Below are 24,554 nucleotides of genomic sequence, written 5' to 3' on the forward strand. Positions count from 1 at the left end.
CGGGCAGCCGCGATGCCCCGGGCAGCTCCCGCCGGCTTCCTTCACGGCGGCTTCGGCCGGTCCGCACCGGGCTCACACAACTGCCGTGCACCGCCTGCCTGTTCACGACTCCCAGCACCGCACTGTGGCGCCATCCGCCCTGACCCCCACACGCTGCAAAGAACAGGTACCGAACATGACCTGCCCCCAGGCAAGCAGTTTTGCCCACTCCTCTCGCGCAAGCACCATCCGCTGGACCGCGCCCACCGAACGCCCCGAGCGCGTGTCCGTCGCCGTATACGCACCCGATCCCGTTCTCTACGTGGGTGTGGTGCAGCAGTTACGACAGCGACCCGAGATAGAACTCACCGACGACGCCGACGCGGACAGCGCGCAGGTGTCCCTGGTGACCGTCGACACCGTGGACGACGAGACGACCGCCTTGTTGAACCGGCTGCGGCACAACTCCGGCACCCGTACGGGTCTTGTGGTCGGCACGTTCGAGTCGGGGGACGCGCTGCAGCGTGCCATCGACGCGGGGGTCGCGGCGGTACTGCGGCGCGCCGAGGCCGACCAGGACCGGCTGCTGCGCCTGGTCCTGGCGATAGCCAATGGCGAGGGCATGCTGCCGGGCGATCTGCTCGCCAAGCTGCTCACCCACGTGGGCAGCCTGCAGCGCTCCACGCTCGACCCGCGCGCCACGTCCCTGTCGACGCTGACCTCACGCGAGGCGGAGATGCTGCGTCTGGTGTCGGAGGGCCTGGACACCGCCGAGATCGCCCGCAAGACCGCGTACTCCGAACGCACCGTCAAGAACGTGCTGCACGAGATCATCACCCGCCTGCAACTGCGCAACCGTGCCCACGCGGTCGGCTACGCGCTGCGCAACGGCCTGATCTGACACACCGTCGGGAGGCCGGGCGGCCGCGGCGCCGCCCGGTCACTGCCCGAACACCCACCCGCTGCTTCCCCCGGGTGCGTCCCGTCGGCCCTGCTCCGCGGGGGCCGACGACACCCAGGATGGCAGGCGTATGTGCGAGGACGGTTTTCGACGGGTGAGGTGGACCGTGACAGGCACGGATGGATCCGGCGGTCTGCGGCACCGCGCGGGGCGTATCGGCACGGCACTGCTGCTGCTCGTCCCGCTCTTCGCGGTGACCGCGGCCGCGGGGCCGGGCGACGCGGGAACCCGGGCGGTGGCGGCCGACACCGCCGAGACGCGGATCGCGTACGCCGGGACCCGGCACCACAGCCTGGGCCGGGTCGAGAGCACCGAGTCCAGCACTCCGCTGTTCGGTACGGGGCCGGCCCACGCCGATGTGCAACCGTCCGCGCTGGGCGACCAGTTGGTGTTCGCGAGCCGCCGGGACGAGAAGAACCCGCAGGTGTATCTACGGGCCGCCGACGGGTCGGTGCGCAAACTGACCGAAGGCCGGGACGCCGCGCACCCGCAGCTGACACCGGACGGGCAGTCGGTCGTCTTCGACTCCGCCGAGCCCGGTGGCACCGGCGGCGGGACCCAGCGCGACCTCTGGCTCGTACGCACCGACGGGTCCGGTCTCACCCGGCTGACCGACACGCCCGCGGACGAGGAACACCCGACGCTCTCACCGGACGGAGAGCGGCTCGCCTACTCCGGCGACGGCGATCCCGTGGCCGGGCAGCAGATCTACGTACGGCCCTTGCGGGGCGGCACGGCGGCCCGGCGTGTCACCGATCCGGCGGGCGGCACGGCGAGCGAGCCCGCCTGGAACCCCGTGAACGACGACGAGAACCGCGACATCATCGCCTACACCGCCACCGGCGCGGACGGTCCGCGGCTGCGCTGGACGGCCGGCGGCGGAGGCGGGGGCGGTCCGCTGCTGTCCGGGGCGCAGGCCGACTGGCGGACCCACGGGGCAGCGTGGCTGCCCGACGGGGACGGTCTGCTCTTCCTCAGCCCGAACCGCACCTGCACGTGCGAGGGCGACTGGGACCACGTCTTCCGGGTGACCGCGCACTCGGACGCGACGCCCGACCTGGTGCTCAGCGAGGACCGCGAGGTCACCTCGGTGACCTGGCTCGGTCCGCTCGGCGGCGGCACGGCCGTCGTGGACCGCACGACCGCGGCGGGCCCGCACGTGGTGACCCTCCAGGACATCCGGTCGGACGGCTCCGACCCGCGGGACCTCAATCTGGTGATCCTGAACGAGGACCCGGCGGCGGACACCAACACCGACCCGGCCAAGGATCCGCTGTTCCAGCCGGCGGCCGGCCACGACCCGTGGACCGAGCGGCAGAACTACACGCCCGACGGCCGCCGGATCGTGGTGACCGTCTTCGAGGGCACCGGTGCCGCACGCGTCGAGCGGATCTGGCTGATCGACGCCGACGGCATGAACAAGCAGCGCGTGCCGCTCGCCGGGCTCGGCGACAAGGACTGGGACACCGATCCGACGTTGTCGCCCGACGGTAAATCCCTCGCGTTCACCCGGACTTCGCCCGGCGGCGTCGGGAACGCCGCCGGGCCCAGCCGCGTGCTGATCGCGGACGTCGCCACGGGGGCGCTCAAGGGCGAGATCACCCCGCCCGCGGGCGAGGCCACCGGCGGCGACGCCCAGCCGACCTGGTCGTCCGACGGCACCACGCTGGCCTTCACCCGCAACAAGGTGATCGACGGCGGAGGCGGCAACAAGCACATCTGGACCGTGCCGGTGGACCACCTCGACCAGCAACACGACCTGAGCGCCGCGAACTGCCCCGGCGCCTGTGAGGTCATCGACGACAGCCCCGCGTTCTCGCCGGACGGGACGACCATCGCCTTCAACCGGAAGAACGGCGCCGGCCGGACCGACGAACACAACGGCATCCTGCTCACCTCGGCGGACGGCGGCGACTGCCGTGTCCTGCTGCCCGCCGCCGCGCGCGGACTGCCCGGGGCGTGCGGCCGCGAGCTGCCCGACACGACGGCGACCGGCCCGTTCCAGCCGCGCGACGCCGCGTGGACGGCCGACGGCAAGAGCCTCGTGATCAGCTCCCGCTCCGAAGTGGCTGCCAACAGCCCCGAGAAGCTGCACCGGGTCGATGTCGACTCGGGCACGCTGACCCCGCTCACCACGCAGCTGCCGGGGCGGCAGAAAGAGCCGAGCGTGCAGCAGTCCGTGGACCTCGCGGTGCAGGCGCCGGAGACCACGGGAGGCATCGTCGTCGGCCGCACCGGCACGGTCGAGGTCGACGTCGTCAACCACGGGCCCGCCGCGTCGCCCGGCACCCGGCTGACCGTCGCCCCGCCCACGGGCGTCACCATCACCGGCCTGACCGCCCCCGGGGGCAGCTGTGACCCCGCCGCGCTCACCTGCGACCTCGGTGTCGTGCCGCCCGACAGCACCGTCCCCGTGACCGTGACCCTCACCGGCGTCACACCGGGAACCCAGCCGGTCGACTGGTCGGTCACCGGCGCCGTCCTCGACCCGAACCCCGGCGACAACACCGACCGGACCGTCGTGCCGGTGCGCGAGGCGCCCACGCCGCCCGACCCGTCGCCGAGCCCGACGCCGCCCACGACGCCACCGACGACGCCCGCACCGCCCGCGCCGCCGCCTGCTGAACCGCCCGCGCCGAAGGCCGGCCCCGGGGTTCGCGTCACGGCGCAGCCGAACCCGGGCTACGTGGGCGGCCGCGTCGTCGTCACCTACACCGTCAGCAACGGCCGCAACGCGCTGGCCTCCGGGCTGCGGCTGCGCCTCGGGCTGCCCACCGGTATCCCGAACAACGGGCCGCCCGCGGGCTGCGACAGCAGCTGGGTGTGCGCGCTGCCCGATCTGGCCCAGGGCGCGCGGGCCGAGCTCCAGGTCGTACTCACTCCGAGAAGGGCCGTCACCACGCAGGTCACGGGCACGCTGACGACCACCGGCACGGACGCCGACCTCGGCGACAACTCCGCCCGGCAGCGGCTGAAGATCCTCCAGCCGAAGATCGTCGCGGTGCCGCCGATCGGCAAGCCCGGCTTCGTGACCTCGGTACGCGGCAAGGACTTCCCGCCGGGTGCGCCGGTCCGCTTCAAGTGGAAGCCGGGCATCACCGCCGCGGCGGCCCCGACCGTGCCCCTGCGCGACGGCACGTTCATCGGGCAGCTGCTGATCCTCACCAAGGACCAGACGGGCCCGCGGACCATCACCGCGAGCGGTCCCGGATTCTCCCCGGTGAAGACGGACTTCCTGGTCGTCAACGGCAGCGTGCAGCCCCCGGACGAGGTGACCCGCCGATGATCCACGAGGTCGACGAGGGGCTGCGCCGGCTGCTCGACGGGGCCGGGCTCGCGGCATCCGGCGTCGAGGTGGTCTTCGACGCGCCGACCCGCGACTGGGCCGCCCGCCGCAGCGCCCCCACCGTCTGCGTGTTCCTGTACGACATCCGCGAGGACAACACGCGGCGCGGCAGCAGCAGCGGTGAGGTGTACGACGAGGACGGCTTCGTCGTCGCGCGGCGCTCCCCCGCCCGCTGGTTCGAGCTGACGTACCTGGTCACGGCGTGGGCGAGCCGGCCGCAGGACGAGCACCGCCTGCTGTCCCAGGTGCTCGCGTGCCTGGTGTCCACCGACACCCTGGGGCCGGAGATGCTGACCGGCTCGCTCGCCGAACTCGGCCTGACCGTCGGCGTGGACGCGGGCGGCACCGGCCTCGACGCGCCGGCCGCCTCCGACGTGTGGTCCGCGCTCGGCGGCGAGTTGAAGCCGTCGCTCGGGGTACGGGTGCGCGCGCCGCTCGCGGGGATCAGCCGGGTCGTGGCGCCGCCGGTCACCGAGGGGCTCCTCGTCCGCTCGGTGCCGCGGTCCGGCCCCGACGCCGACGAGGCCGCGCGCCGCCTGCGCTACACCGAGGTGAGCGACCCGGGCCAGGAGGGCTTCGGCGGCTCACGGGACCGGCACCCGCAGCCCGCGCGCCGACGACGAGGAGGAGACCGCCAGCCGTGACGTACACCGTGGAACCCGCCGCGCCCACCGAACCCACCGACACCGAGCGGACGCCCTTCCTGCTGCGTCGGCTGCGGTCGGTGGAGGAGCGGGTGCGGCAGGCCGTGGCGGTCCGGCGCGCGGGCGACCCCGATCCCGACGACCCCTATCGGGGGCAGTACCTCACGCCCGACGCCGTCGCCGGGATCCTCGACGGACCGGCCGGCCCCGCACTGCCCGCGCTCCCGGCCGAGGAACCGCCGCCGGGCTCGGTCCTCGCCCTTCTCGCAGAGGACTTCGGTCTGACGCGGCTGGACGTGGATCTGCTGCTGATCGCGCTGGCGCCGGACCTGGACGCGCGGTTCGAGCGGCTCTACGGCTACCTCAACGACGATCTGACGCGCCGTCGGCCGACGGTCGGTCTCGCCCTCGAACTGTGCGGGCACACCGGACTGACCGGTGGCCGGTTCCGGCTGGCGCCCGGCGCCCCGCTGGTCGCGGGCGGTCTGCTGGAGGTCACCGAGCCCGAACGCCCGCCGCTCTCCCGGGCGTTGGCCGTACCGGACCGGGTCACCGCGCATCTGCTCGGCAGCTCCGTGCCGGACGCGCGCCTCACGGCGGTGCTCGGCGTGGACACGGTCGACCCGACCGTCGACGCCGCGCAGGTCCGGCAGGCCGCCGCGGCGGCCGCCAGCGGCACCGGCCATGTGCACCTGCGGGCGCGTGGCGGTGCCCCGGAGGGCCTGGCCGGTGCCGCCCTGCGCGCGTCCGGGCGCCGCCCACTGGTCCTGGACACGGCGGCGCTCGCCCGGCGCCCGGGTGATCTGCCCGAGCTGGCCGGAGCCGCCGCCCGCGAGGCCCGCCTGACCGGCGCCGGGATCATCGTCGGCCCGCTGGAGGACCTGCCCGACAAGCCTTCCGAACGGGCCGGCGCACTGCGCACGCTGAGTACGGCGCTGACCGGCATTCCGCTGTTCACCTACGGCGCGGACGGCTGGGACCCGGCCTGGGCGGCCCGGACGCCCGTGGTCCTGACGGTGACCGGCGCCTCCCCCGAGCAGCAGGCCGCCCGGTGGCGGTACGCGCTGGAGGTCGCCGCCGACGAAGGCGCCCCCGACGCGGACGTCGAACTCCTCGCCCGGTCGGTCGCGGCGCACCGCCTGGACTCCGGGCAGTTGCGGCGCGCGGCCGAGGCGGCGCTGCGCTCGGCCGCGCTGGCCGGGGGCCCGCTGGGACCGGACGATCTGCGGGCCGCCGTGCGGGCGCAGAACAGCGCGGGCCTGGCGCGGCTCGCCCGCCGGGTGGAGCCGGCGGTGGGCTGGGACGACCTGGTGCTGCCGCCCCAGACCCATCGGGGACTGCGCGAACTCGCCGTGCGCGCCCGCCACCGCGACCAGGTACTGGGCGGGTGGGGCATGCGTCCGGGCGGCGGCCGGGGGCGCGGGGTGATCGCTTTGTTCGCCGGGGAGTCCGGCACCGGCAAGACGATGTCCGCCGAGGTGATCGCCGCCGATCTGGGCATGGACCTGTACGTGGTGGACCTGTCCACGGTCGTCGACAAGTACATCGGGGAGACCGAGAAGAACCTGGAGCGGATCTTCACGGAGGCCTCGGCCGTCAACGCGGTGCTGCTGTTCGACGAGGCCGACGCGATCTTCGGCAAGCGCTCCGAGGTGAAGGACTCCCGCGACAAGCACGCCAACATCGAGTCGGCCTACCTGCTCCAGCGCATGGAGTCCTTCGACGGCATCGCGGTCCTGACCACCAACCTGCGGGCCAACCTGGACGAGGCGTTCACCCGGCGCCTCGACGTGGTGGCCGATTTCCCGGTGCCCGACGAAACCCAGCGCCTGGCCCTGTGGGAGCGGTGTCTGGGCGACCGGCTGCCGCGCGCCGACGATCTGGATCTCCCGTTCTGCGCGGCCCGCTTCGAGCTGGCGGGCGGCTCGATCCGGTCCTGCGCGGTGACCGCCGCGTATCTGTCGGCCGAGTCCGGCACGCACCTGACGATGGGCCAGGTGGTGGCGGCGGTCGCCCAGGAGTACCGCAAGCTCGGCCGCCTGGTCCTGGAAGCCGAGTTCGGTCCCTACCTGACGCAGGTCACCGGCCGTTGAGCCTGCACGCGGCGACCGGTCCCGGCGCCCGCGCGGGCAGGGCGATTGCCCCCGCGCAGGCCCGAAGTCCTCTGCCGCCGGCATCGGGCAGCCGAAAGGCTGGGGAGCGACCCGGACCGCAGGACCCGTGAAGGAGCGAGCATGCCGACGTACCTCACCCCAGGTGTGTATGTGGAGGAGGTGCAGTCCGGTGCTCGTCCCATCGAAGGGGTCGGCACCGCCGTCGCCGCGTTCGTCGGCTTCGCCGAGGACGGACCGTTCCACGCACCGACACTGGTGACCAGCTGGGACCAGTACAGCCGGCAGTTCGGCGGCTTCACCCGCGGCACGTATCTGCCGCACGCCGTGTACGGCTACTTCGCCAACGGCGGCGGCGCCGCGTACATCGTGCGGATCGGCGGCTCCGCCGACGACACCTCGGCGCCGGCCGTGAACGGCTCCGCCGGAGCCCGGAACCAGGCCGTGGCACCCTCGGTCGAGCTGGGCGGTTTCCTCGTCTCGGCGCGGCCCGGCGTGAGCGGCGTGTCGGTGGAGATCGCCGACCCCGACGGGGAGAACCCGCCGGAGGACCGCTTCAAGGTGCTGGTGCGCCAGGGCGATCAGGTCGCCGAGACCTACGAGGCCTCCACCCGCAAGAACGTCAAGGGCTACCTGCTCAGCCAGACCCGCGCCTCGAAGCTGATCGAGGTCACCGAGCAGCGCGGCGCGAGCCAGAGCAAGCCCGCCGCGCAGACGGTGGCGGTGCCGGACGCGCCGGCCGCGCCCGCCCCCGTCGGCTCGGGTGACGTGGCGCGGCTCGACCCGGCCGAGTACGTCGGTGACGCGGGCGCGCGGACCGGTTTCTCCGGTCTGGAGACCATCGACGAGATCACGATGGTCGCCGTCCCCGACCTGATGAGCGCCTTCGAGCGCGGCGACATCGACGCCGAGGGTGTACGCACCGTGCAGCTCGCCGTCATCTCGCACTGCGAGCAGATGGGCGACCGCGTCGCCGTCCTGGACACACCGCCCGGTCTCTCCGCGCAGCAGGTCCGCACCTGGCGCAACGACGAGGCGGGCTACGACTCCCGTTACGCCACCCTCTACTACCCGTGGGTGCGCGTCTTCGACCCGGCGGCCGGGCACAACACCACGGTCCCGCCGAGCGGTCACGTCGCCGGTGTGTGGGCGCGCAGCGACGCCGAGCGCGGTGTGCACAAGGCGCCCGCCAACGAGGTCATCCGCGGCGCCGTCGACCTGGAGCTGCGGCTCAGCAAGGGCGAGCAGGACCTGCTCAACCCGATCGGCGTGAACTGTGTCCGCGCCTTCCCCGGCCGGGGCATCCGGATCTGGGGCGCTCGCACCCTCTCCTCGGACCCCGCCTGGCGCTACCTGAACGTGCGCCGCCTCTTCAACTACCTGGAGGAGTCCATCCTCCTGGGCACCCAGTGGGTGGTGTTCGAGCCGAACGACGACCGCCTGTGGTCGAGCATCCGCCGCAACGTCAGCGCGTTCCTCACCGAGGAGTGGCGCCGGGGAGCGCTGTTCGGGCAGACCGCCACGGAGGCGTTCTACGTGAAGTGCGACCGCGACAACAACCCGCAGGAGTCCATCGACCAGGGCCGGGTGGTCTGCGAGATCGGTGTGTCGCCCGTGAAGCCCGCCGAGTTCGTGGTGTTCCGGCTCGCCCAGTTCTCCGACAGCACCAGCCTCGTCGACGAGTGATACCGGCCCCTGCGGCCTCAACTTCCGCGGTAGCAATGAAAGGTGACAGACAGTCATGGCAGAGGGCGATGCTCTTTCCACCCACATCTTCGGCGTGCAGCTCGGTGGCTACCTGGTCGAGTCGATCCAGGAGATCAGCGGTCTGACCGTCGAGGAGGAGGTCGTCGAGGTCCGCCAGGTCAGCGCGGAGGGCAAGCAGATCATCCGCAAGCAGCCCGGCGCCCGGCAGGCAGGTGAGATCACGATCACCCGCGGACTCGACCAGAGCAGCGAGTTCACGAAGTGGATCAAGGAGACTCTCAACAACGGTGCCGTCGACACGGCGCGGCAGAACCTCACCATCGAGATCAAGGACTCCACGGGCGAGACCGTCCGCCGCATCCAGCTGCTGCAGGGCTGGGCGTCCAAGTGGGAGGGCCCCTCGCTGAAGGCGGGCGAGTCCTCCGCGGCCACCGAGTCGGTGACCATCGTGTTCGAGGAGATCGTCGTCGAATGAGGCGTCGTACGGTGACGGCGGGCAACCTGGAGGAGATCCTCCAGGCCACGGCGCCTGCCGCGGAGGCGGGGGCGGCGGCCCCCGTGCCCGCCTCCCCCGCTCCCCCTCCCGCCTCCCATCAGGACCACGGGCTGCGCACGGAGTTCGACTTCGAGCTGCCGCGCGGGTACGTCGACGAGGCGGGCACGGTGCACCGGCACGGCGCGATGCGCCTGGCCACCGCACGCGACGAGCTGCGGCCCCAGATCGACCTGCGGGTCAAGGAGAACCCGGCGTATCTGAGCGTGGTGCTGCTCAGCCAGGTGATCACCCGGATCGGCACGATCACCGATGTGCACGCCGGGATCGTGGAGCGGATGTACGCCACCGATGTGGCGTTCCTCCAGGACTTCTACCGGCGCGTCAACAGCGAGGGCCACACCCGCGCGGCCGTCACGTGCCCGCACTGCGAGGGCGGCTTCGAGGTCGACCTCTCGGGTGGGCGCCTGGGGGAATCGTGACGTACGCGCTCCCCCGGCTGCGGGAGGAGATCGCGTACATCGCCTACCACTTCCACTGGCCCCGCGAGGAGATCCTCGACCTGACCCACGGCGAACGCCGGGAGTGGGTCACCGAGATCGCCCGTATCAACACCCGTGTGAACGAAGGCGGTTGAGCGCATGGCATGGCGGGACAGGGCACGTCGCAGGGGGCGCGCCGTCGAGGCACAGACCCCGGCCGCGCCGCGTCCCGGCCCCGACGCCGGTACGCCGGAGCGGGGTCCCGTCGGGGTGCCCGAGGGCTGGGACGGCGGCTGGCGGCATGCCGGTGGGCCCCAACTCACCGTCTCGCACGCACCGTTGGCGGTCAGTGACGGCCTGGTCTTCCGTTCGAAGCTGGCGGCGTGGCGCGATCCGTCGTTCGACACGGGTCTCGCGCACGGGCTGCTGCCCTCCGCTCCGGCCGGCCTCGTGGGCGGGGTCGCCCGCCCGGCCGCGCCTCGGCCCACGCACAGCGAGGGCGGTCCGTTGCTGCTCCGCGCGTTGCGGCAGGACGGGGCGGAGCCCGACGTCACGGAGGGCGCCGCCAAGGTCGGTCCTGTGGCACCGAAGCCGCCCGCGCGGCCGGAGTTGACGCAGGTCCGGCGACCCGCGCCCACCGGTGCCGAGGTGGCGCGTGAAGGGGTGCCCCGGGTACCGGGTGGCGCCCGCCCGCCCGCCTCCACGCCCGACCCCACGCCCAGCTCGGGCTCACTTTCCAGCCGTACTTCCGGCCGTGCTTCCGAACGTACGAGGCCGGAGCGCCGGGACGCCGAGCGGGCGCCGCGGGTTCAGCGCCGGACACCGGACGGCCGACCTTCTGCGGCACCGTCCCCAGGAGAGCTGCCGCAGGTTCAGCGCCGCGCGCCGGGTGACGGGAGCGTGCGGGGCGGTGGTCCGTCGGCGTCGCTTCCCGCGCCGGGGTCGCGCACGGTGCAACGCCGCGAAGCGACGTCCGGCTCCGGTGCGCCGGGCGACGGGAGCGTGCAGAGCGGTGCTCCGTCGGCGCCGCTTCCTGCGCGCGGCTCGCGCACGGTGCGGCGCCGCGAGGCGACGTCCGGCTCCGGTGCGCCCGGGGACGAAAGCCGCGAGGCCACCGCATCGCGGACCACGCGCGCCCCTGAGGAGGACACCGACTCGCGGGATGAGCAGGGCCGTTCGGTCTCGGTTCCCCGCCCAGGTCGGGCCGCCCCGGCGCCCGCGTTCGCGTCCGGCGGGGCACCCGTGCAGCGGGCCCTCATGTCCTCGCAGTCCCCCGCGGTGCTGGACACAGCCGCACCCTCGTCGTCCTCCACGCCACAGCCCGGCACACCGAGCAGTACTCCCGCGGCTGCGGCCCCCGGCCTCCCTGTGGTGCGCCGGGTGGCGGTGGTACCTGAGAGCCGGACGAGCACGGCGCTGCCCGCGACCCCGGCCCCGGAGCACCGCCCCGCACCTCACGCACCCCGTACAGAAGCCACGGCTCCGTCCGCAGCGGCACGCACACGGACCGAACCGCGCGACCCCGGGTCCGTCGGACCGGGGTCCTCTTCGCGCATCGTCCGCCCGACCCCCTCGGGCCGCTCGCTGATCGTCGCCCGCAGCACGGCGGTGCCGGTGCGCCGGATACCGGCGCTCGCTCCCGCCATCCCCGCAGAACGGACCCCGGCTGCCGCGCCGTCGCCAAGCCCCATTCCCCGCGCGGACGCTCCCCGCACGGACGTTCAGCGGCGGCAGATCGCCGGCCGTCCGCCGCTGGGCGCGCCGCTGTCCGACCTTCCGTCCACAGCCGTCACCTCGGCCCCGGGGGGCGTGACACCGCCTGCCGGGCGTCCGTCCCCCCTTCCCGTGGTGCAGAGCCGAACGGACGGCGGCCCGGCCGACGGGGCTTCGGACCAGGCACATGCCGAACGCCGAACGTCCCCGTCCGCCGCCTCGGGACCTTCCGCACCCCTCCCGTCGGCCCAGCCGTCCCGGCCGCGCGCCCGTACTGGACTCGGCGCGCCCTTGCCCGCGCTCCCGGCCGACGCCAAGACGCCCGGTCCTGCCGCGGGCCCGGGGCCGCGGAACGCGCCGCCCGCGCGAACTCCCGTACAGCGCGCCCCGCAACATCCACCGACGGCCACCCCCGGGGCAACCGGGCAGGCTCCCCTGCTGGGCCGCTCGCCCGCCACGGGCGTATCGCCACCGTCACCTTCCGCCGCGCCGCACGCCGCTGCCCCGAGCGGGCCGCTCGCCCCCGGCACACCCGGCGAACTCGTACAACGCCGGACCGCCACCCCCACAACCGCTCAGCCCGTCGGCCCGCTCCCCCAAGAGCGGTTTACGACCACGAGCGCGGTGCGCGGCACCGGGTACCCGGACGCGGCGTCACCCCGGCGAGCCGGGAGCGAATCCCCCGCCGCGCCCCTGGTCGTCGCACGGGCCGTGACTGCCCCGGGGACCTCCGTTGCCCCCACCGAACCCACGCTCCGGCCCACCGTGCAACTCCTTCCCGCGCGCCGCCTCACCCTGAGCACGCGGGCGGCCGACGGCGTGGCCGCGCCCACTCCGCGCGCCGACGTCCGCCCTGTCGTCGTACCCCGTTGGGGGCACGCACCCCAGACCCCGGGTGGCAGCGCGCCGGACATCCAGCGCGCCCCTCTCGGCGTTGCCCCGCCCCGCCTCGTGCAGCCCGCCGCAGCCCATGCCCCGGCCGTGCCGGTATCGCACCCGGCCGCCTCGGCACCGGCCCAGGCGCCGACCCGCGCGCTGCCCGTGACCGCCCCTCGGTCACAACTCCCGCCGGTTCAGCCGACGTTCACGACCCGGCCCGCCCAGAGTTCGGGGGCCGGGCCCGCTCCCGTGGTGCGCCCCGCGGCCCGGGTCGTCCAGCGGGACGTGGGCGGCGCCCCGACGGGAGGAGACGGCGCCACGGCGTCGGCCACGACGACCTCCACCATGGGGACGCAGACCGAGGCGGCCCAGGGTGGCAAGGCCTCCGCCAAGGGCACGGGCGGCGACGGTGGAAGCAAGGCGGCGACGCCGCCCCCCGGTGCCGAACTGGACGAGCTGGCCCGTCGGTTGATCGACCCGGTGTCCCGCCTGCTGCGTACCGAATTACGGCGGGGCCGGGACCGGACGGGCAGGCCCGCCGACGGCCGCCGCTGACCTCGGGCCCGCCCGATCAGGAACGACCACGGACCAGCGCAGACGAGCGCAGACGAACACGGTCGAGCACCGCACGAAGAACGGACGACGGACGGACACATGACGGACAACATCTTCGCTACGAGTGTGTTCTTCCGGCTCGCCATCGGCGGCAACGATTTGGGCGCCTTCCACACCTGTTCCGGCATGGGTGCGGAGGTCGAGATGGAGAGCTATGCCGAGGGCGGCAACAACGGCTTCTCCTGGCAGCTGCCGGGCCGTGTCACCTGGTCGAACATCACGCTCACCCGGCCCGTCACGACCGACACCGCGAAGATCGCGCGCTGGCTCGACGAGACGCTGCGCCGGGTCGAGCCCAAGGACGGCGAGATCGTCGCGCTGCGGCCGGACCTGAGCCGGATCATCGGCTGGCAGGTCTACGGCATCGTGCCCGTGCGCTGGCAGGGGCCGTCGTTCGACCCGGCCAACTCCGCGGCGGCGGTGGAGACGCTGGAGATCGCACACGAAGGCCTGTCGCCCTCCTGAACCGCACTGCCGACCCGCCGTTCGCAGAGGCCCCGCACATTTTCGGAGAGGAACGCACGTCATGTCCCCATCGGGCCGCGCCGGCCGGGCCAGGGCCCAGCTCACCCTGAAGGAGCCGCCGACCTCGGTCGGGTCGCGGCCCGGCGGCACGATCGCGCGCCTCGACCTCCAGTTCAACCCCTCGACGCTGCAGCTGAGCAAGTCCACCGAGTGGCGGCGCACCCCCTCACGGATGGCGGGCGAGTCCGCGCTGCCGGAGTTCGTCGGCAGCGGGCCGCGCAGCCTGAGCCTCGAAGTGTTCCTGGACGCCACCGCCACCCACGACAACTCCGTGGAACAGGCGGTGGAGAAGCTGATGAAGGCGTGTGTGCCGACCCCGGCGAGCCTGGGGCGCAAGAAGCCGGCGAGTCCCTGGGTGCGGTTCGAGTGGGGTACCGCGCGCACCACGTCGTTCGACGGGGTCATGTCCAGCCTGTCGGTGTCGTACACGCTCTTCGACGTGGACGGAAAGCCGCTGCGGGCCAACTGCTCGCTCTCCATCGAGGAGGCGAGCGTCGATCCGCCGGGGCAGAACCCGACGTCGGGATCGCGCACCGCGCGCAGTACGCACACGGTCGTGGCGGGCGACAGTCTCGCGATGCTGGCCTGGCGGGAGTACGGGGACGCGACCGCCTGGCGGGCCATCGCGGAGGCCAACGAGATCGATGACCCGATGGCGCTGGTCCCCGGCACCGAGCTCGTGGTGCCGGGTGTCCGGAACGCGTGGGACGAGGAGGAGTCATGACGACACCCGAGGCACGCGGCGGGCGGTCGTTCGCGGCCGATCCCGTCGTCGAGGCACCCGCGGAGCTGCCGAGCGCCTGGGTGGCGCAGCTGGTGAGCTGCGTGGTGGACGAGAACGTCGGCCTGCCCGACATGGCTGTGCTCAGCTACCGCGACCCGAACCACGAGTTCCTGGCCGCGACCGGCATCACCATCGGCACCCCGCTGCGGGTGTCGATGGTGACCGTGAAGGGGCAGGCACGCCAGCGCCTCTTCAACGGCGAGGTCACGGCCCTCGAACTGGACCGGGACAGCACCGGTACGTTCACCGTCGTCCGTGCCTACTCCAAGACGCACCGCCTCCAGCGCGGCCGCAAAGTGGTGGCGTACCGGAACATGACGACGTCCGCGATCATCCGCAAGGTGGCGACGGCTGCCGGCCTTGCCGTCGGGAAGGTGGAGGCGCCGGCCGTCACGCACCAGCAGCTGTCGCAGGCCAATGTCTCCGACTGGGACTTCCTCCAGTACCTGGCGGGCGAGTGCGGTGCCGTGGTGCGCGTCGACGACAAGGGCGTGCTGCAGTTCACCCGGCCGCTGCGGGCTTCCGGGGCGCCCGCGCCGTCGACGCCGGCGGCCACGAACCCGATGGTTTTGCAGTACGGGGGGAACCTGCTGGCGTTGCGCGCCGCCCTGACGACCGCCGACGCGGCCTCCAAGGTGCAGGTGCGCGGCTGGGACGTCACCACCAAGCGGCAGTTGGTCGCGGAGCAGGCGTCCATGGTCAGCGGTACCGCGGTGCCGGGTCTCGACCCGGCGTCGGTCAACCGGTTCGGCAAGGCGACCCAGCTCACCGTCACCGACACCCCGTACCGCACGCAGGCCGAGACGACGGCCGTGGCGCGCGCGACGGCCGAGCAAGTGGCTTCGGGGTTCGCCGAGTTGGAGGCGGTCGTGGAGGGCAACCCGCTGCTGCGCGCCGGGCAGCCGATCGCGCTCGGCAACGTCGGCAAGGCGTTCTCCGGGCGGTACACGGCGACCGCCGTGCAGCACGTCGTGGAGCCGCACGGCGGCTACCGCACCACGGTGTGGGTGAGTTCGAGCCCGGACCGCTCACTGACCGGTCTGGTCACGGGGGCCAACGCGCCGGGTCGTGGCCCGCGTCTGCCGGGTCTGGCGATCGGCGTGGTGACGGATGTGCGGGAGGAGCCGACGGGTGCGGACCGTGGCGGTGTACGCCTCAAGTTCCCCTGGCTGGACGACACTTATGTGAGCGACTGGGTTCGGACCGTGCAGTGGGGTGGCAAGGGCGGCGGCGGCGTGGTCAGCCCCGAGGTCAACGACGAGGTGCTCGTCGGGTTCGAGCAGGGTCTGCTCGACAGTCCGTACGTCATCGGCGGGCTCTACAACGGCGTCGACAAGCCCTCGCCGCACGATGTGCCGCTGATCGACAAGACGAGCGGGAAGGTCAACCGCCGTTCCGTGGTGTCGCGTTCGGGGCACCGGGTCGAGCTGCTCGACGCCCCGAACCCCGGCCCTTCGGGGCTGCGCCTGATGACCGGGGACAAGCGTCTCGAAGTAACGCTCGACGACCGCAAGGACCGGATCGAGGTGACCGTGTACCGGGCGGCCGGGCAGGTCGCGACGTCGCTGGTCATGGAGAAGGACGGCATCACGCTCGACGCGGGGCGCGGCGAGGTCAACATCAAGGGGCGCAGGGTGAACATCGAGGGCCAGTCCAGGGTCGACGTCAGCGGCCGCAAGGTGGCTGTGACCGGCCGCTCCGAGGTCGCCGTCGACGGCGGGCTCATGGGGATCCTCAAGGCGAAACTCATCAAGATCAATTGACCCTGAACTTCACGGACTTCCGGACTTCCGGACTTCCGGACTTCCGGACTTCCGGACTTCCGGACTTCCGGACTTCCGGACACCGGAACCGTCCCCGACCTCGCGCGAAGGAGCCTCGATGCCCGCAGCAGCCCGCACCGGTGACCCCACCAGCCACGGCGGCCGCGTCACCACCCCGCCGCCCCCGGCCGCCCTCGCGGTCGAGAGCGTGCTGATCGGCGGTCTGCCGGCGGCCGTCGTCGGCAGCCTGCACGTCTGCCCGATCGTGCCGCACGCCGCGCTGTTGCTGACCAATGTGATCGTGCCCGACCCTGCCGACCTGGTCGGGGGCACGGTCCTGATCGGCGGGCTGCCCGCCGCCCGGGCGGGCGACAAGGCGGCGTGCGGTGCCCAGCTCCTGCCGGGCGCACTGACCGTACAGATAGGGGGAGTTCTGTGAGCGAACGGTTCATCGGCCGGGGCTGGGCGTTCCCGCTGCGGGTCGGCCCCACCGGTGGCATCGCCATGGTCGAGCGGGGGCGGGAGATCGAGGAGGCCATCCGGCTCGTCCTCGGCACGGCGCCCGGCGAGCGGCCGATGCGGCCCGAGTTCGGCTGCGGCATCCACGACTACGTCTTCGCGCCCGGCGACGGCGCCACCGCCGGACGCGTCGCCCAGCAGGTGCGCGAGGCGCTGGAGCGGTGGGAGCCGCGGGTCACCGTGGACGAGGTGGTCGTCGCCTTCGACTCGGTGGACGCCGGCACCCTCTACATCGACGTGCACTACACCGTGCGCACCACCAACGACCGGCGCAACCTGGTCTTTCCCTTCTACACGATCCCCTCGGAGGAGGGGACCGAGGAAGCGGTCGGCAACTGATGGCCCTGCCCTCCCCCAATCTGGACGACCGACGGTTCCAGCAGCTCGTCGACGAGGCGAAGCGGTACGTGCAGCAGCGCGCTCCCGAGTGGACGGACCACAACGTGTCCGACCCCGGTGTCACGCTGATCGAGACGTTCGCCTACCTCGTGGACCAGCTGCTGTACCGGCTGAACCGGGTCCCGGACAAGAACTACCTGGCATTCCTCGACCTGTTGGGCATCGAACTGTTCCCGCCCGTGGCCGCCGGCGCCGAGATCGACTTCTGGCTGTCGGCCCCGCAGCCGGACGCGGTCACGCTGAGCGCGGGCACCGAGGTCACCACCGCGGCCGGGGAGAACGAGGACGCCGTGGTGTTCGCCACCACCGGCGAACTGAGCATCCTGCCCAGCGAGTTGACGCGCCTGGTGACCGCGCCGCGCAGCGGTGAGCAGACGGACAGGACCGGTGCGCTCGCCGACGGCCACGGCGTGCCGTGCTTCCAGGCGACGCCCGAGCCCGGCGACGCGCTGCTGTTCGGGCTGCCGACGGCCGTGCCCCGGTGCATCGTCGCGGTGCGTCTGGACAGCCAGGTCGAAGGAGTCGGCGTGGACCCGCGCCAGCCCCCGCTGGTGTGGGAGGCGTGGGACGGTGGGCGCTGGCAGCGCTGCGAGACCGGCGAGGATTCGACCGGCGGCCTGAACAAGCCGGGCGAGGTCATCGTGTACGTGCCGGCCGGGCACACGGCGTCGGTCGTCGGCGGCACGCGCGCCGGCTGGCTGCGCTGCCGGGTCGTCGAGGCGGAGCCAGGACAGCCGTTCTACTCCGAGTCCCCCACGGTGCGCGAGGCGTCGGTGTTCACCGTCGGCGGCACCATGCGGGCGGAGCACGCCGAGACGGTGACCGATGTGCCGCTGGGCACGTCGGAAGGTGTCGCCGGGCAGTCGTTCCGGCTCGACCGCCCGCCCGTGCTGCTCGACGGGGAACCGCCGCTGGTGGAGGTGTCCTCGCCCGAGGGGTGGGGACGCTGGGCCGTCGTGGACCACTTCGGGCATTCGGGCCCGGAGGACCGGCACGTTCAAGTGAACGCCTCCACAGGGGAGTTCACGTTCCCACCGGTGCTCCGCGAGGCCGACGGCACCCTGCGCGCCTGCGGGGCCGTACCGCCGAAGGGCGCCCAGGTGCGCGTGGCCCGCTACCGCACGGGCGGCGGCCCGGCCGGCAACGTGGCCCGGGGCGCGATCAATGTGCTGCGCAGCTCCGTGCCGTACGTCGCCCGGGTGGACAACCGGGAGGCGGCGCTCGGCGGCGTCGCCGGGGAGAGCGTCGAGAACGCCAAGCTGCGCGCCCCGCAGGCGCTGCGGATGCAGGAACGCGCGGTGACCGCCGAGGACCACGAGATCATCGCCCGCCGGGCGGCGCCTTCCGTACGCCGGGTGCGCTGCCTGCCCGCCGCCGACAGCCCGGGTGCGGTACGGGTGCTGGTCGTGCCGGACGCGGTGGCCGACGAGGGCGACGACCGGCTCCGCTTCGAGCAGTTGATCCCCTCCGACCAGGTTCTCGCCACGATCACCGAAGCGCTCGACGAGCGGCGTCTGATCGGCACCCGGCTCATCGTGGAGCCGCCGGTCTACCAGGGCGTCACCGTCGTCGCCCGGCTCACGGCACCGGCCGGCGAGACCGACCGGGTGCGCGAGGCGGCGCTGGCCGCCCTCTTCCGCCACCTCAACCCCCTGCACGGCGGACCCGACGGCACGGGCTGGCAGTTCGGGAGGCCGGTGCAGTACGGGGAGGTGTTCGGCGTGCTGCAACGTGCCGCCAAGGACGTGCTGGTGGAGGACATCCGGCTGTTCGCCGCCGATCCGATCACCGGGCGGCGCGGCTCACCCGCCGACCGCATCGACATCGGTGCGGGCACCCTCGTCTTCTCGTACCAGCATCAAGTGGTCGTGGGCGTCGCGGACTCGGGGGGCCGCGCATGAGCCGGTCCGCGGTCCCCGGCCTGCCCAGCCGGTACCCCATCGGGCAGCAACTGCCCGCGCTGTACGCCGAGGACGACTTCGCCCAGCGGTTCACGGCCGGGCTCGACACGGTCCTCGCGCCGGTGTTCGCGACGCTGGACAACCTGCCCGCCTACCTCGATCCACGGGTCGCGCCGGCCGACTTCCTGGCCTGGCTCGCCTCGTGGGTCGGCGGCGCCGACGACCCACGCTGGCCGCTCGAACTGCGCCGCGAGGCCACGGTCCGTGCCATGGAACTGCATCGTGGCCGCGGCACCGCGCGCGGCCTGACCGAGGCGCTGCGGCTGGTGCTCGGCGTGGGCGCGGACGTGGTCGGGGGCGGCGCGGCGGCCTGGTCGCGCACAGCGGAAGCGGAGTTGCCCCCCGCGCCCGACGCCGAAGTGCTGATCCGGGTCTGGCCCGACCGGACGGCACAGGTCGACGCGGAGCGGGTGCGCGAACTTGTCCGGGCCCTGTGCCCGGTGCACACGGCATACCGGGTGGAGGTCCTGGCCGGACCGCCCACCGACGACGGAAGGTGACGGCCATGCGCGAGTGCCCTGCCTGCGGAGCGTCCAACGGCGAGACGGACGACTTCTGCGGCAACTGCGGCAACTACCTGGGCTGGTCGGACGAGGCCGCGGCGGGCCGCTCGGCACGGGTGTCCGCCGAGCCGGAGGCGGACATCGGTACCGTCGCTGCGCCGCCCGCCTCTGCCGCCGGTACGTCTCCCGCCCCTGCGACCGGCGCGGAGCCGTCCGGAACGCCCGGCCCGGACCGCGGCGGCGATCTCCCGGACACGGCACGGACGTCCAGCTCGACGGGGCCGTCCGGGGCAGCGGCACCGTCCGGGGCGGGCGGCCCGTCCGGGTCGATGGAGGCTCCGGCTTCCGGTCCGGCCCCCGAACCGGCCCCCGAACCGACATCCCGCGTACCACGGTCCCCCGGTGCCCCGGTGGCCCACACCCCCGTGACCAGCGCATCGCCCCTGCCCCCGCCCCTGCCCTCTTCCCCGCCCCGCCCACTGCCCGTCACCGACGCGAGCGCCGGGGCGCCGCCCAAGCCGGCGACCCCTCCCTCGACCGCCGCGCCTGCCCCTGCCTCCGGCGCCGGCCCTGGTCCGAGCGCGCCCGGCCGCCCGGTGCCGCCGCAGGCCCCCGCCGCGCCACAACCGGTGAAACCCGGCCGGGCGGTCACCCCGCGCCCCGTGGTGCGTCCCGTCGCGGCGGACGAGGACATCTCCGGTCCGCCGTGCCCGGTGTGCGGGACACCCAACCCGCCCGGCCGTCGCTTCTGCCGGCGGTGTGCCGCGCCGCTGGCCCCGGCCGCGACGGCCGCTCCCCTGCCGTGGTGGCGGACGGTGTGGCCGTTCCGGCGGCGCACCCGGTCCGGATCGGGCCGCATGGTGCGGCTGTTGATCATTCTCGCCGTCGTCCTTGCACTGTGCGCGGCCGGTTTCCTGTTGCTCCCCGCCGGACGCCATCTGTTCGAGGACACCCGGGACAAACTCGGCAAGGCCAAGGCGGTGACCCCGTCGAGCGTCTCCGCCACGGCGGCGGTGCCCGGGCATCCGGCGGCCAACACCACCGACGGGGTGAGCAACCACTACTGGGCGGTGCCAGGGCCGGGCGCCTCCGTCACGTACACGTTCGACAAGCCGTTCCGGCTGCTGGACGTGGTCATCACCAATGGCGCGTCGAGGTCCGCCGAGGAGTACGCCCAGGAGGGACGGGCCCTGCGCATCGACGCCGAGGTGACGGGGCGGGACGGCGCGATCGAGCACAAGGAGTTCTCCTTGAGCGACAAGGCGGGCTCGCAGACGATGCAGGTCGGCATCAGCGAGGTGACGCGCATCCGCCTCACCCTCGAAGCCCCCGCCGGGCTGACCCGCGGCCACCACATCGCTCTCGCGGAGGTGGAGTTCTTCCAGCGCGCCTGACAGGCCTCCGCCAGAGTCGTTCGTCGCCCCCGATGAATGCCCTGCTCCGCGTCGTCGACCGCGACGAAGCGACGGCCGGGTCGCTGCCCCTAGCTTCCGGACAGCACCAGTTCGAGGAGCGAGCAACTGAGAGGGGCAGCAGATGGCAGTACGCAGAGCAAGGATCGGCGCGGTGGGTCTGGTGGCGGCCGCGGCGCTGACCGCGGCATCGTTCACCTCACCCGCGGCGGCCGGTCAGGACTCGGGCGGGAGCTCGGGCGGGAGCTCGGTGCAAGGCTTGGGCCACGCGCAGACCCAAGCGGCCATGAACGCCGCGGTGAAGGCCGGGGTGCCCGGGGTCGCCGGGCAGGTCAAGGACGCGTTCTCGCTCTGGCCGGGCGCCGCCGGTGTCGGGAACCTCACGACGGGCGCGCCGCGCTCCGCGTTCGACCGCTACCGGATCGGCAGCATGACCAAGACGTTCGTCGCGACGGTGCTGCTCCAGTTGGAGGCGGACGGCAGGATCGACCTCGACAGCACGGTCGAGAAATGGCTGCCCGGGGTGGTCCGGGGCAACGGCAACGACGGCCGCCTGCTGTCGGTGCGGCAACTGCTCAACCACACCAGCGGGGTGCCCAGTTACACCTCCGACCCCGAGTTCCTGGAGAAGGGCTTCACCGAGAAGTTCCTCGAGCACCGCTACGACACCTACACGCCCGCGCAGTTGGTGGGCATCGCCGTGCGCCAGAAGCCGCTCTTCGACCCGGGCACGAGCTGGAGCTACTCGAACACCAACTACATCCTGGCCGGAATGATCATCGAGAAGGTCACGGGCCACCCCTACGAGGACGAGATCAAGCGGCGCATCGTCCAGCCGCTCGGCCTGTACGCCACTTCGGTCCCCCGCACGAACTCGTCGATGCCGGCGCCGAGTTCGCGCGCGTACTCCAAGCTCTCCCTGACACCGCAGCCGACGGGCCCGACCTATGACGTCACCGAGCTCAACCCGTCGGCCGCGGGTTCGGCGGGCGCGATGATCTCCGACTCCGGTGACCTGAACCGCTTCTACTCGGCCCTGCTGGGCGGCAAGCTGCTGCCCGCGGCGCAGCTCAAGGAGATGAAGACCACGGTCCCGGTCAGCGGGGCCGGTCTGATCACGGCCTACGGTCTCGGGCTGATGAAGTTCTCGCCGTCCTGCGGCGTCACGGTCTGGGGGCACGGCGGCAACATCCAGGGTTCGGCGTCCCAGGCCGTGACCACCGCGGACGGCAAGCATGCGCTGGCCTTCAACTTCAACGGCGACTGGTCGGGGGACAGCCAGGCGGTCATCGAGGCGGAGTACTGCCCGAAGTGAACGAGGGCCGCGACGCACGAGCCGGGGGCGGGGCCCCTCCCCCGGCTCCACTGCGCGTGCTCACACTGCGCGTGCTCACACCGCGCGTGCTCACACCGCGCTGCTGGTGCGCCGTACGCACTCGTCGACCACATCCCGCAGGCTGTCCGTGCGCGCGAGGGTCTCCCGCTGGATGCGCGCGCCGTTGCCGTCACGCAGGATGCGGGCCAGGCGGGAGCGGGCCTCGTCGTAGTCGCCGGAGTCCTCCAGCGCGGGCCGGACGTACTCGAAGAGGGACTCCACGGCGGTGAGGGCCGGGACGGGGCGCATGAGTACCGGGCTCACCAGCTGATCGTCCAGGCCGGAGCGGCCCGCGCGCCAGGTGGCGAGCCGGAGCAGCGCCACCGGGATCTCGGCAGGGGGTTCGCCGGCCCGCCACTGCCGGGCCGCCGTCTCGACGAGCCCGCGTACCAGCATGGCCAGGAGCACGGTCATCGACGGCTCCAGGCAGACATCGGCCACGCGTACCTCGACGGTCGGATAGTTCGCCGAGAGGCGGGCGTCGAAGTAGACCATGCCCTGGTCCTTCAGGACACCGGTCGCGACCATGGCGCGGATCTGCTCGTGATAGGCGTCGGCACTGTCGAAGAGCTCCACCGGACCCGCCGACGGCCAACGCCCCCATACCCGGCTCCGGTAGCTGCTGTAGTCGGAGTCCTTGCCCTGCCAGAACGGGGAGTTGGCGCTCAGCGCGATCAGCACGGACAGCCAGGGCCGGATCCGGTTCAGCACCGCCACACCCTCGTCGTCGGACTCCACGGAGACGTGTACGTGGCAGCCGCAGGTGAGTTGTTCCAGTGTGGTCAGACCGAAGTGCTCCGCGAGCCACTGGTGGCGTTCCCCGGTGCCGACCTTGGGGTTCACCGGCAGCGGCGACGTGGCCAGGGCGGCGACCGAGGCGCCGAGCGTCTCCGCGTGCCGCGCGGCTTCCCGGCGCCATTGGACGATCTCCTGGGCGAGCTCCGACATGGCCTCGCGCGGGCTGGTGGCGAACTCCAGTTGCTGGCGGTGGAGTTCCGCCTCGAACGCCTCGTCGTCGCCCTGCCCCTGGCGCGCGGCCATCGCCAGCACCGCGTGCGACAGGGCCCGCGGCTCGCCGCTCTCGCTGTCCACGAGCAGCAGTTCCTCTTCCACACCGACACTGCGCATGCAAACCGTCCCGACGAAGTAGTGGGCGCAACCTGCCGGCCCATACCGATCTGTGGGTCCGTTCTAGCAGGCAGCTGAGTCCGTCTGCCCGGTCAGGCGCCCGCCGACACCGGTGAATCCGTGCGGTCGGCCACCGAGCCGTGCGTCGCGGCCTCCGGGATGGGGCGGTCGTGCCGCAGGGCGCTCCAGACCTGGTGCGATGCCTTCTCCAGCGGCAGCACGCGGCCCGAGTCCTGCGTGTCGTAGGTGACCGGCATGGTGACCATGTTCGTGTGGTCGGGGCTGATGCCCTTCAGGTCCTTGCCCAGGCCGAGGAGCTTGTCCGTGGAGGCCAGCCCGGAGTCGGCGCTGACGGTCTTGGTCGCGGTGTCGGCCAGGTCGTAGGCCTTGCCGGGGTCGCTGAGCGGGTCGACGGTGTCGGCGCGGTGGATCAGGGCCTTGATGAAGGCCTGCTGGAGCTGGATGCGGCCCAGGTCACTGCCGTCGCCCACGCCGTGCCGGGTGCGGACGAGCTCCAGTGCCTGCTTGCCCTTCAGCGTGTGCTGTCCGGCCTTCAGGGAGAGTCCGCTGTTGGGGTCGTTGATCGCCTTGTGGGTGGTGATGTCCACGCCGCCGAGTTCGTCGATGAGCTTCTGGAAGCCCTTGAAGTCGACTTCGAGGTAGTGGTCCATGCGGACGCCCGACATCTTCTCGACCGTCTTGACGGTGCAGGCGGGACCGCCGACCTGGTAGGACGAGTTGAACATGGCCTGGTGTGCGGCCGGTGCGGTGCCGCCATGGCCCGTCGCGCACTGAGGCCGCTCGACCATCGTGTCGCGCGGGATGCTGACGACCGAGGCCTTCTTGTGGGTCTTGTCGACGTGCAGCACCATCGCCGTGTCGGCGCGGGCTCCTTCGACGCCGCGGCCGTACTGGCCGTGGGTTCCGGCCCGGGAGTCGGACCCGAGCAGGAGGATGTTCATCGAGCCGTTGTGCTGTTCGCCGGGCCGGTTCTTTCCGAGGGCGGCGTTCACGTCGGTGCCCTGGATGTTTCCGTTGAGGTGCTGCCAGGCGTAGGCCGTACCGCCGCCGCCTGCGATGACCAGGCCGAGGGCACCCCATGCGACGTAGCGCAGGGCCTTTTTGCGGGGCTTGCGGCGGGCGCGGCGTACCCGCGCGGGCCCGTAGGGGGGCACCGCCGAGCCGTCGGCCATGTGTGCCTGGTGCTCGTTTCCGCTGTCGTGCGGCATGCGCTGCCCTTCGTCGTCGACCGGTT

The 24,554-nt window shown here is 73.0% G+C and carries 19 protein-coding genes and 1 pseudogene; 18 read left to right on the forward strand and 2 right to left on the reverse strand.

Going from position 1 to position 24,554, the window contains the following annotated elements:
- Nucleotides 1-259: 259 nt before the first annotated feature.
- From ACIREE_RS29710 to ACIREE_RS29795, 18 genes and pseudogenes are all read left to right on the forward strand, one after another.
- A pseudogene (locus tag ACIREE_RS29710) lies at nucleotides 260-880 on the forward strand (LuxR C-terminal-related transcriptional regulator); the annotation flags it as partial.
- 166 nt (nucleotides 881-1,046) lie between these two features.
- Nucleotides 1,047-4,226 (forward strand): hypothetical protein, encoded by a 3,180-nt coding sequence (locus ACIREE_RS29715; RefSeq protein ID WP_404158719.1) that lies wholly within the window; start codon nucleotides 1,047-1,049, stop codon nucleotides 4,224-4,226.
- On the forward strand, nucleotides 4,223-4,930 hold the full coding sequence (locus ACIREE_RS29720; RefSeq protein WP_404158721.1) for a DUF4255 domain-containing protein: 708 nt from the start codon (nucleotides 4,223-4,225) through the stop codon (nucleotides 4,928-4,930). The genes ACIREE_RS29715 and ACIREE_RS29720 overlap by 4 nt, the downstream gene beginning before the upstream one ends.
- The gene (locus ACIREE_RS29725; RefSeq protein WP_404158723.1) at nucleotides 4,927-7,023 is read left to right on the forward strand and encodes an AAA family ATPase; all 2,097 of its coding nucleotides are present in this window, start codon (nucleotides 4,927-4,929) and stop codon (nucleotides 7,021-7,023) included. The genes ACIREE_RS29720 and ACIREE_RS29725 overlap by 4 nt, the downstream gene beginning before the upstream one ends.
- Before the next feature lie 141 nt (nucleotides 7,024-7,164).
- Nucleotides 7,165-8,727: a phage tail sheath family protein gene (locus tag ACIREE_RS29730; protein WP_404158726.1), complete on the forward strand. Its 1,563-nt coding sequence runs from the start codon at nucleotides 7,165-7,167 to the stop codon at nucleotides 8,725-8,727.
- A 55-nt stretch (nucleotides 8,728-8,782) separates the two neighbouring features.
- Nucleotides 8,783-9,223 (forward strand): phage tail protein, encoded by a 441-nt coding sequence (locus ACIREE_RS29735; protein WP_363197359.1) that lies wholly within the window; start codon nucleotides 8,783-8,785, stop codon nucleotides 9,221-9,223.
- Nucleotides 9,220-9,723 (forward strand): hypothetical protein, encoded by a 504-nt coding sequence (locus ACIREE_RS29740; protein ID WP_404158729.1) that lies wholly within the window; start codon nucleotides 9,220-9,222, stop codon nucleotides 9,721-9,723. The genes ACIREE_RS29735 and ACIREE_RS29740 overlap by 4 nt, the downstream gene beginning before the upstream one ends.
- On the forward strand, nucleotides 9,720-9,878 hold the full coding sequence (locus tag ACIREE_RS29745; protein ID WP_363197357.1) for a DUF6760 family protein: 159 nt from the start codon (nucleotides 9,720-9,722) through the stop codon (nucleotides 9,876-9,878). Before ACIREE_RS29740 ends, ACIREE_RS29745 begins: the two co-directional genes overlap by 4 nt.
- Before the next feature lie 2,323 nt (nucleotides 9,879-12,201).
- The gene (locus ACIREE_RS29750; RefSeq protein ID WP_404158732.1) at nucleotides 12,202-12,870 is read left to right on the forward strand and encodes a hypothetical protein; all 669 of its coding nucleotides are present in this window, start codon (nucleotides 12,202-12,204) and stop codon (nucleotides 12,868-12,870) included.
- A 99-nt stretch (nucleotides 12,871-12,969) separates the two neighbouring features.
- On the forward strand, nucleotides 12,970-13,395 hold the full coding sequence (locus tag ACIREE_RS29755) for a phage tail protein (protein WP_404158735.1): 426 nt from the start codon (nucleotides 12,970-12,972) through the stop codon (nucleotides 13,393-13,395).
- A gap of 61 nt (nucleotides 13,396-13,456) precedes the next feature.
- Nucleotides 13,457-14,179 (forward strand): LysM peptidoglycan-binding domain-containing protein, encoded by a 723-nt coding sequence (locus ACIREE_RS29760; RefSeq protein ID WP_404158738.1) that lies wholly within the window; start codon nucleotides 13,457-13,459, stop codon nucleotides 14,177-14,179.
- Nucleotides 14,176-16,002: a VgrG-related protein gene (locus ACIREE_RS29765; RefSeq protein WP_404158741.1), complete on the forward strand. Its 1,827-nt coding sequence runs from the start codon at nucleotides 14,176-14,178 to the stop codon at nucleotides 16,000-16,002. The genes ACIREE_RS29760 and ACIREE_RS29765 overlap by 4 nt, the downstream gene beginning before the upstream one ends.
- Nucleotides 16,003-16,120: 118 nt before the next feature.
- Nucleotides 16,121-16,441, forward strand: coding sequence for a PAAR domain-containing protein (locus ACIREE_RS29770; protein ID WP_404158744.1), 321 nt, complete (start codon nucleotides 16,121-16,123; stop codon nucleotides 16,439-16,441).
- Nucleotides 16,438-16,860 (forward strand): GPW/gp25 family protein, encoded by a 423-nt coding sequence (locus ACIREE_RS29775; RefSeq protein ID WP_404158747.1) that lies wholly within the window; start codon nucleotides 16,438-16,440, stop codon nucleotides 16,858-16,860. The genes ACIREE_RS29770 and ACIREE_RS29775 overlap by 4 nt, the downstream gene beginning before the upstream one ends.
- Complete coding sequence (locus ACIREE_RS29780; RefSeq protein WP_404158749.1) at nucleotides 16,860-18,821, forward strand: putative baseplate assembly protein; 1,962 nt, start codon at nucleotides 16,860-16,862, stop codon at nucleotides 18,819-18,821. Before ACIREE_RS29775 ends, ACIREE_RS29780 begins: the two co-directional genes overlap by 1 nt.
- Entirely contained in the window at nucleotides 18,818-19,381 is a 564-nt protein-coding gene (locus ACIREE_RS29785; RefSeq protein WP_404158752.1) for a phage tail protein, read from the forward strand. Before ACIREE_RS29780 ends, ACIREE_RS29785 begins: the two co-directional genes overlap by 4 nt.
- 5 nt (nucleotides 19,382-19,386) lie before the next feature.
- Entirely contained in the window at nucleotides 19,387-20,778 is a 1,392-nt protein-coding gene (locus ACIREE_RS29790; RefSeq protein ID WP_404158754.1) for an NADase-type glycan-binding domain-containing protein, read from the forward strand.
- Nucleotides 20,779-20,920: 142 nt separating this feature from the next.
- Nucleotides 20,921-22,111, forward strand: a complete 1,191-nt coding sequence (locus ACIREE_RS29795; RefSeq protein ID WP_404158756.1) for a serine hydrolase domain-containing protein — start codon at nucleotides 20,921-20,923, stop codon at nucleotides 22,109-22,111.
- A 90-nt stretch (nucleotides 22,112-22,201) separates the two neighbouring features.
- On the opposite strand, the gene ACIREE_RS29800 is transcribed toward ACIREE_RS29795, so the two are convergent.
- A complete protein-coding gene (locus tag ACIREE_RS29800) occupies nucleotides 22,202-23,299 on the reverse strand; it encodes a glutamate--cysteine ligase (RefSeq protein WP_404158760.1) in 1,098 nt (365 codons plus the stop codon).
- 92 nt (nucleotides 23,300-23,391) lie between these two features.
- The gene (locus ACIREE_RS29805) at nucleotides 23,392-24,492 is read right to left on the reverse strand and encodes an LCP family protein (RefSeq protein ID WP_404159092.1); all 1,101 of its coding nucleotides are present in this window, start codon (nucleotides 24,490-24,492) and stop codon (nucleotides 23,392-23,394) included.
- Nucleotides 24,493-24,554: the final 62 nt, after the last annotated feature.

Origin of the sequence: Streptomyces sp. NPDC102467, assembly GCF_044765445.1 — a bacterium.
Lineage (GTDB): Bacteria > Actinomycetota > Actinomycetes > Streptomycetales > Streptomycetaceae > Streptomyces.

What these genes read in the sequence shown, in the direction of transcription:
- ACIREE_RS29720 (WP_404158721.1), top strand. Translation starts at nt 4,223, where the DNA reads ATGATCCACGAGGTCGACGAGGGGCTGCGCCGGCTGCTCGACGGGGCC.
- ACIREE_RS29730 (WP_404158726.1), top strand. Translation starts at nt 7,165, where the DNA reads ATGCCGACGTACCTCACCCCAGGTGTGTATGTGGAGGAGGTGCAGTCC.
- ACIREE_RS29735 (WP_363197359.1), top strand. Translation starts at nt 8,783, where the DNA reads ATGGCAGAGGGCGATGCTCTTTCCACCCACATCTTCGGCGTGCAGCTC.
- ACIREE_RS29740 (WP_404158729.1), top strand. Translation starts at nt 9,220, where the DNA reads ATGAGGCGTCGTACGGTGACGGCGGGCAACCTGGAGGAGATCCTCCAG.
- ACIREE_RS29755 (WP_404158735.1), top strand. Translation starts at nt 12,970, where the DNA reads ATGACGGACAACATCTTCGCTACGAGTGTGTTCTTCCGGCTCGCCATC.
- ACIREE_RS29760 (WP_404158738.1), top strand. Translation starts at nt 13,457, where the DNA reads ATGTCCCCATCGGGCCGCGCCGGCCGGGCCAGGGCCCAGCTCACCCTG.
- ACIREE_RS29765 (WP_404158741.1), top strand. Translation starts at nt 14,176, where the DNA reads ATGACGACACCCGAGGCACGCGGCGGGCGGTCGTTCGCGGCCGATCCC.
- ACIREE_RS29770 (WP_404158744.1), top strand. Translation starts at nt 16,121, where the DNA reads ATGCCCGCAGCAGCCCGCACCGGTGACCCCACCAGCCACGGCGGCCGC.
- ACIREE_RS29780 (WP_404158749.1), top strand. Translation starts at nt 16,860, where the DNA reads ATGGCCCTGCCCTCCCCCAATCTGGACGACCGACGGTTCCAGCAGCTC.
- ACIREE_RS29785 (WP_404158752.1), top strand. Translation starts at nt 18,818, where the DNA reads ATGAGCCGGTCCGCGGTCCCCGGCCTGCCCAGCCGGTACCCCATCGGG.
- ACIREE_RS29790 (WP_404158754.1), top strand. Translation starts at nt 19,387, where the DNA reads ATGCGCGAGTGCCCTGCCTGCGGAGCGTCCAACGGCGAGACGGACGAC.
- ACIREE_RS29795 (WP_404158756.1), top strand. Translation starts at nt 20,921, where the DNA reads ATGGCAGTACGCAGAGCAAGGATCGGCGCGGTGGGTCTGGTGGCGGCC.
- ACIREE_RS29800 (WP_404158760.1), bottom strand. Translation starts at nt 23,299, where the DNA reads ATGCGCAGTGTCGGTGTGGAAGAGGAACTGCTGCTCGTGGACAGCGAG.
- ACIREE_RS29805 (WP_404159092.1), bottom strand. Translation starts at nt 24,492, where the DNA reads ATGGCCGACGGCTCGGCGGTGCCCCCCTACGGGCCCGCGCGGGTACGC.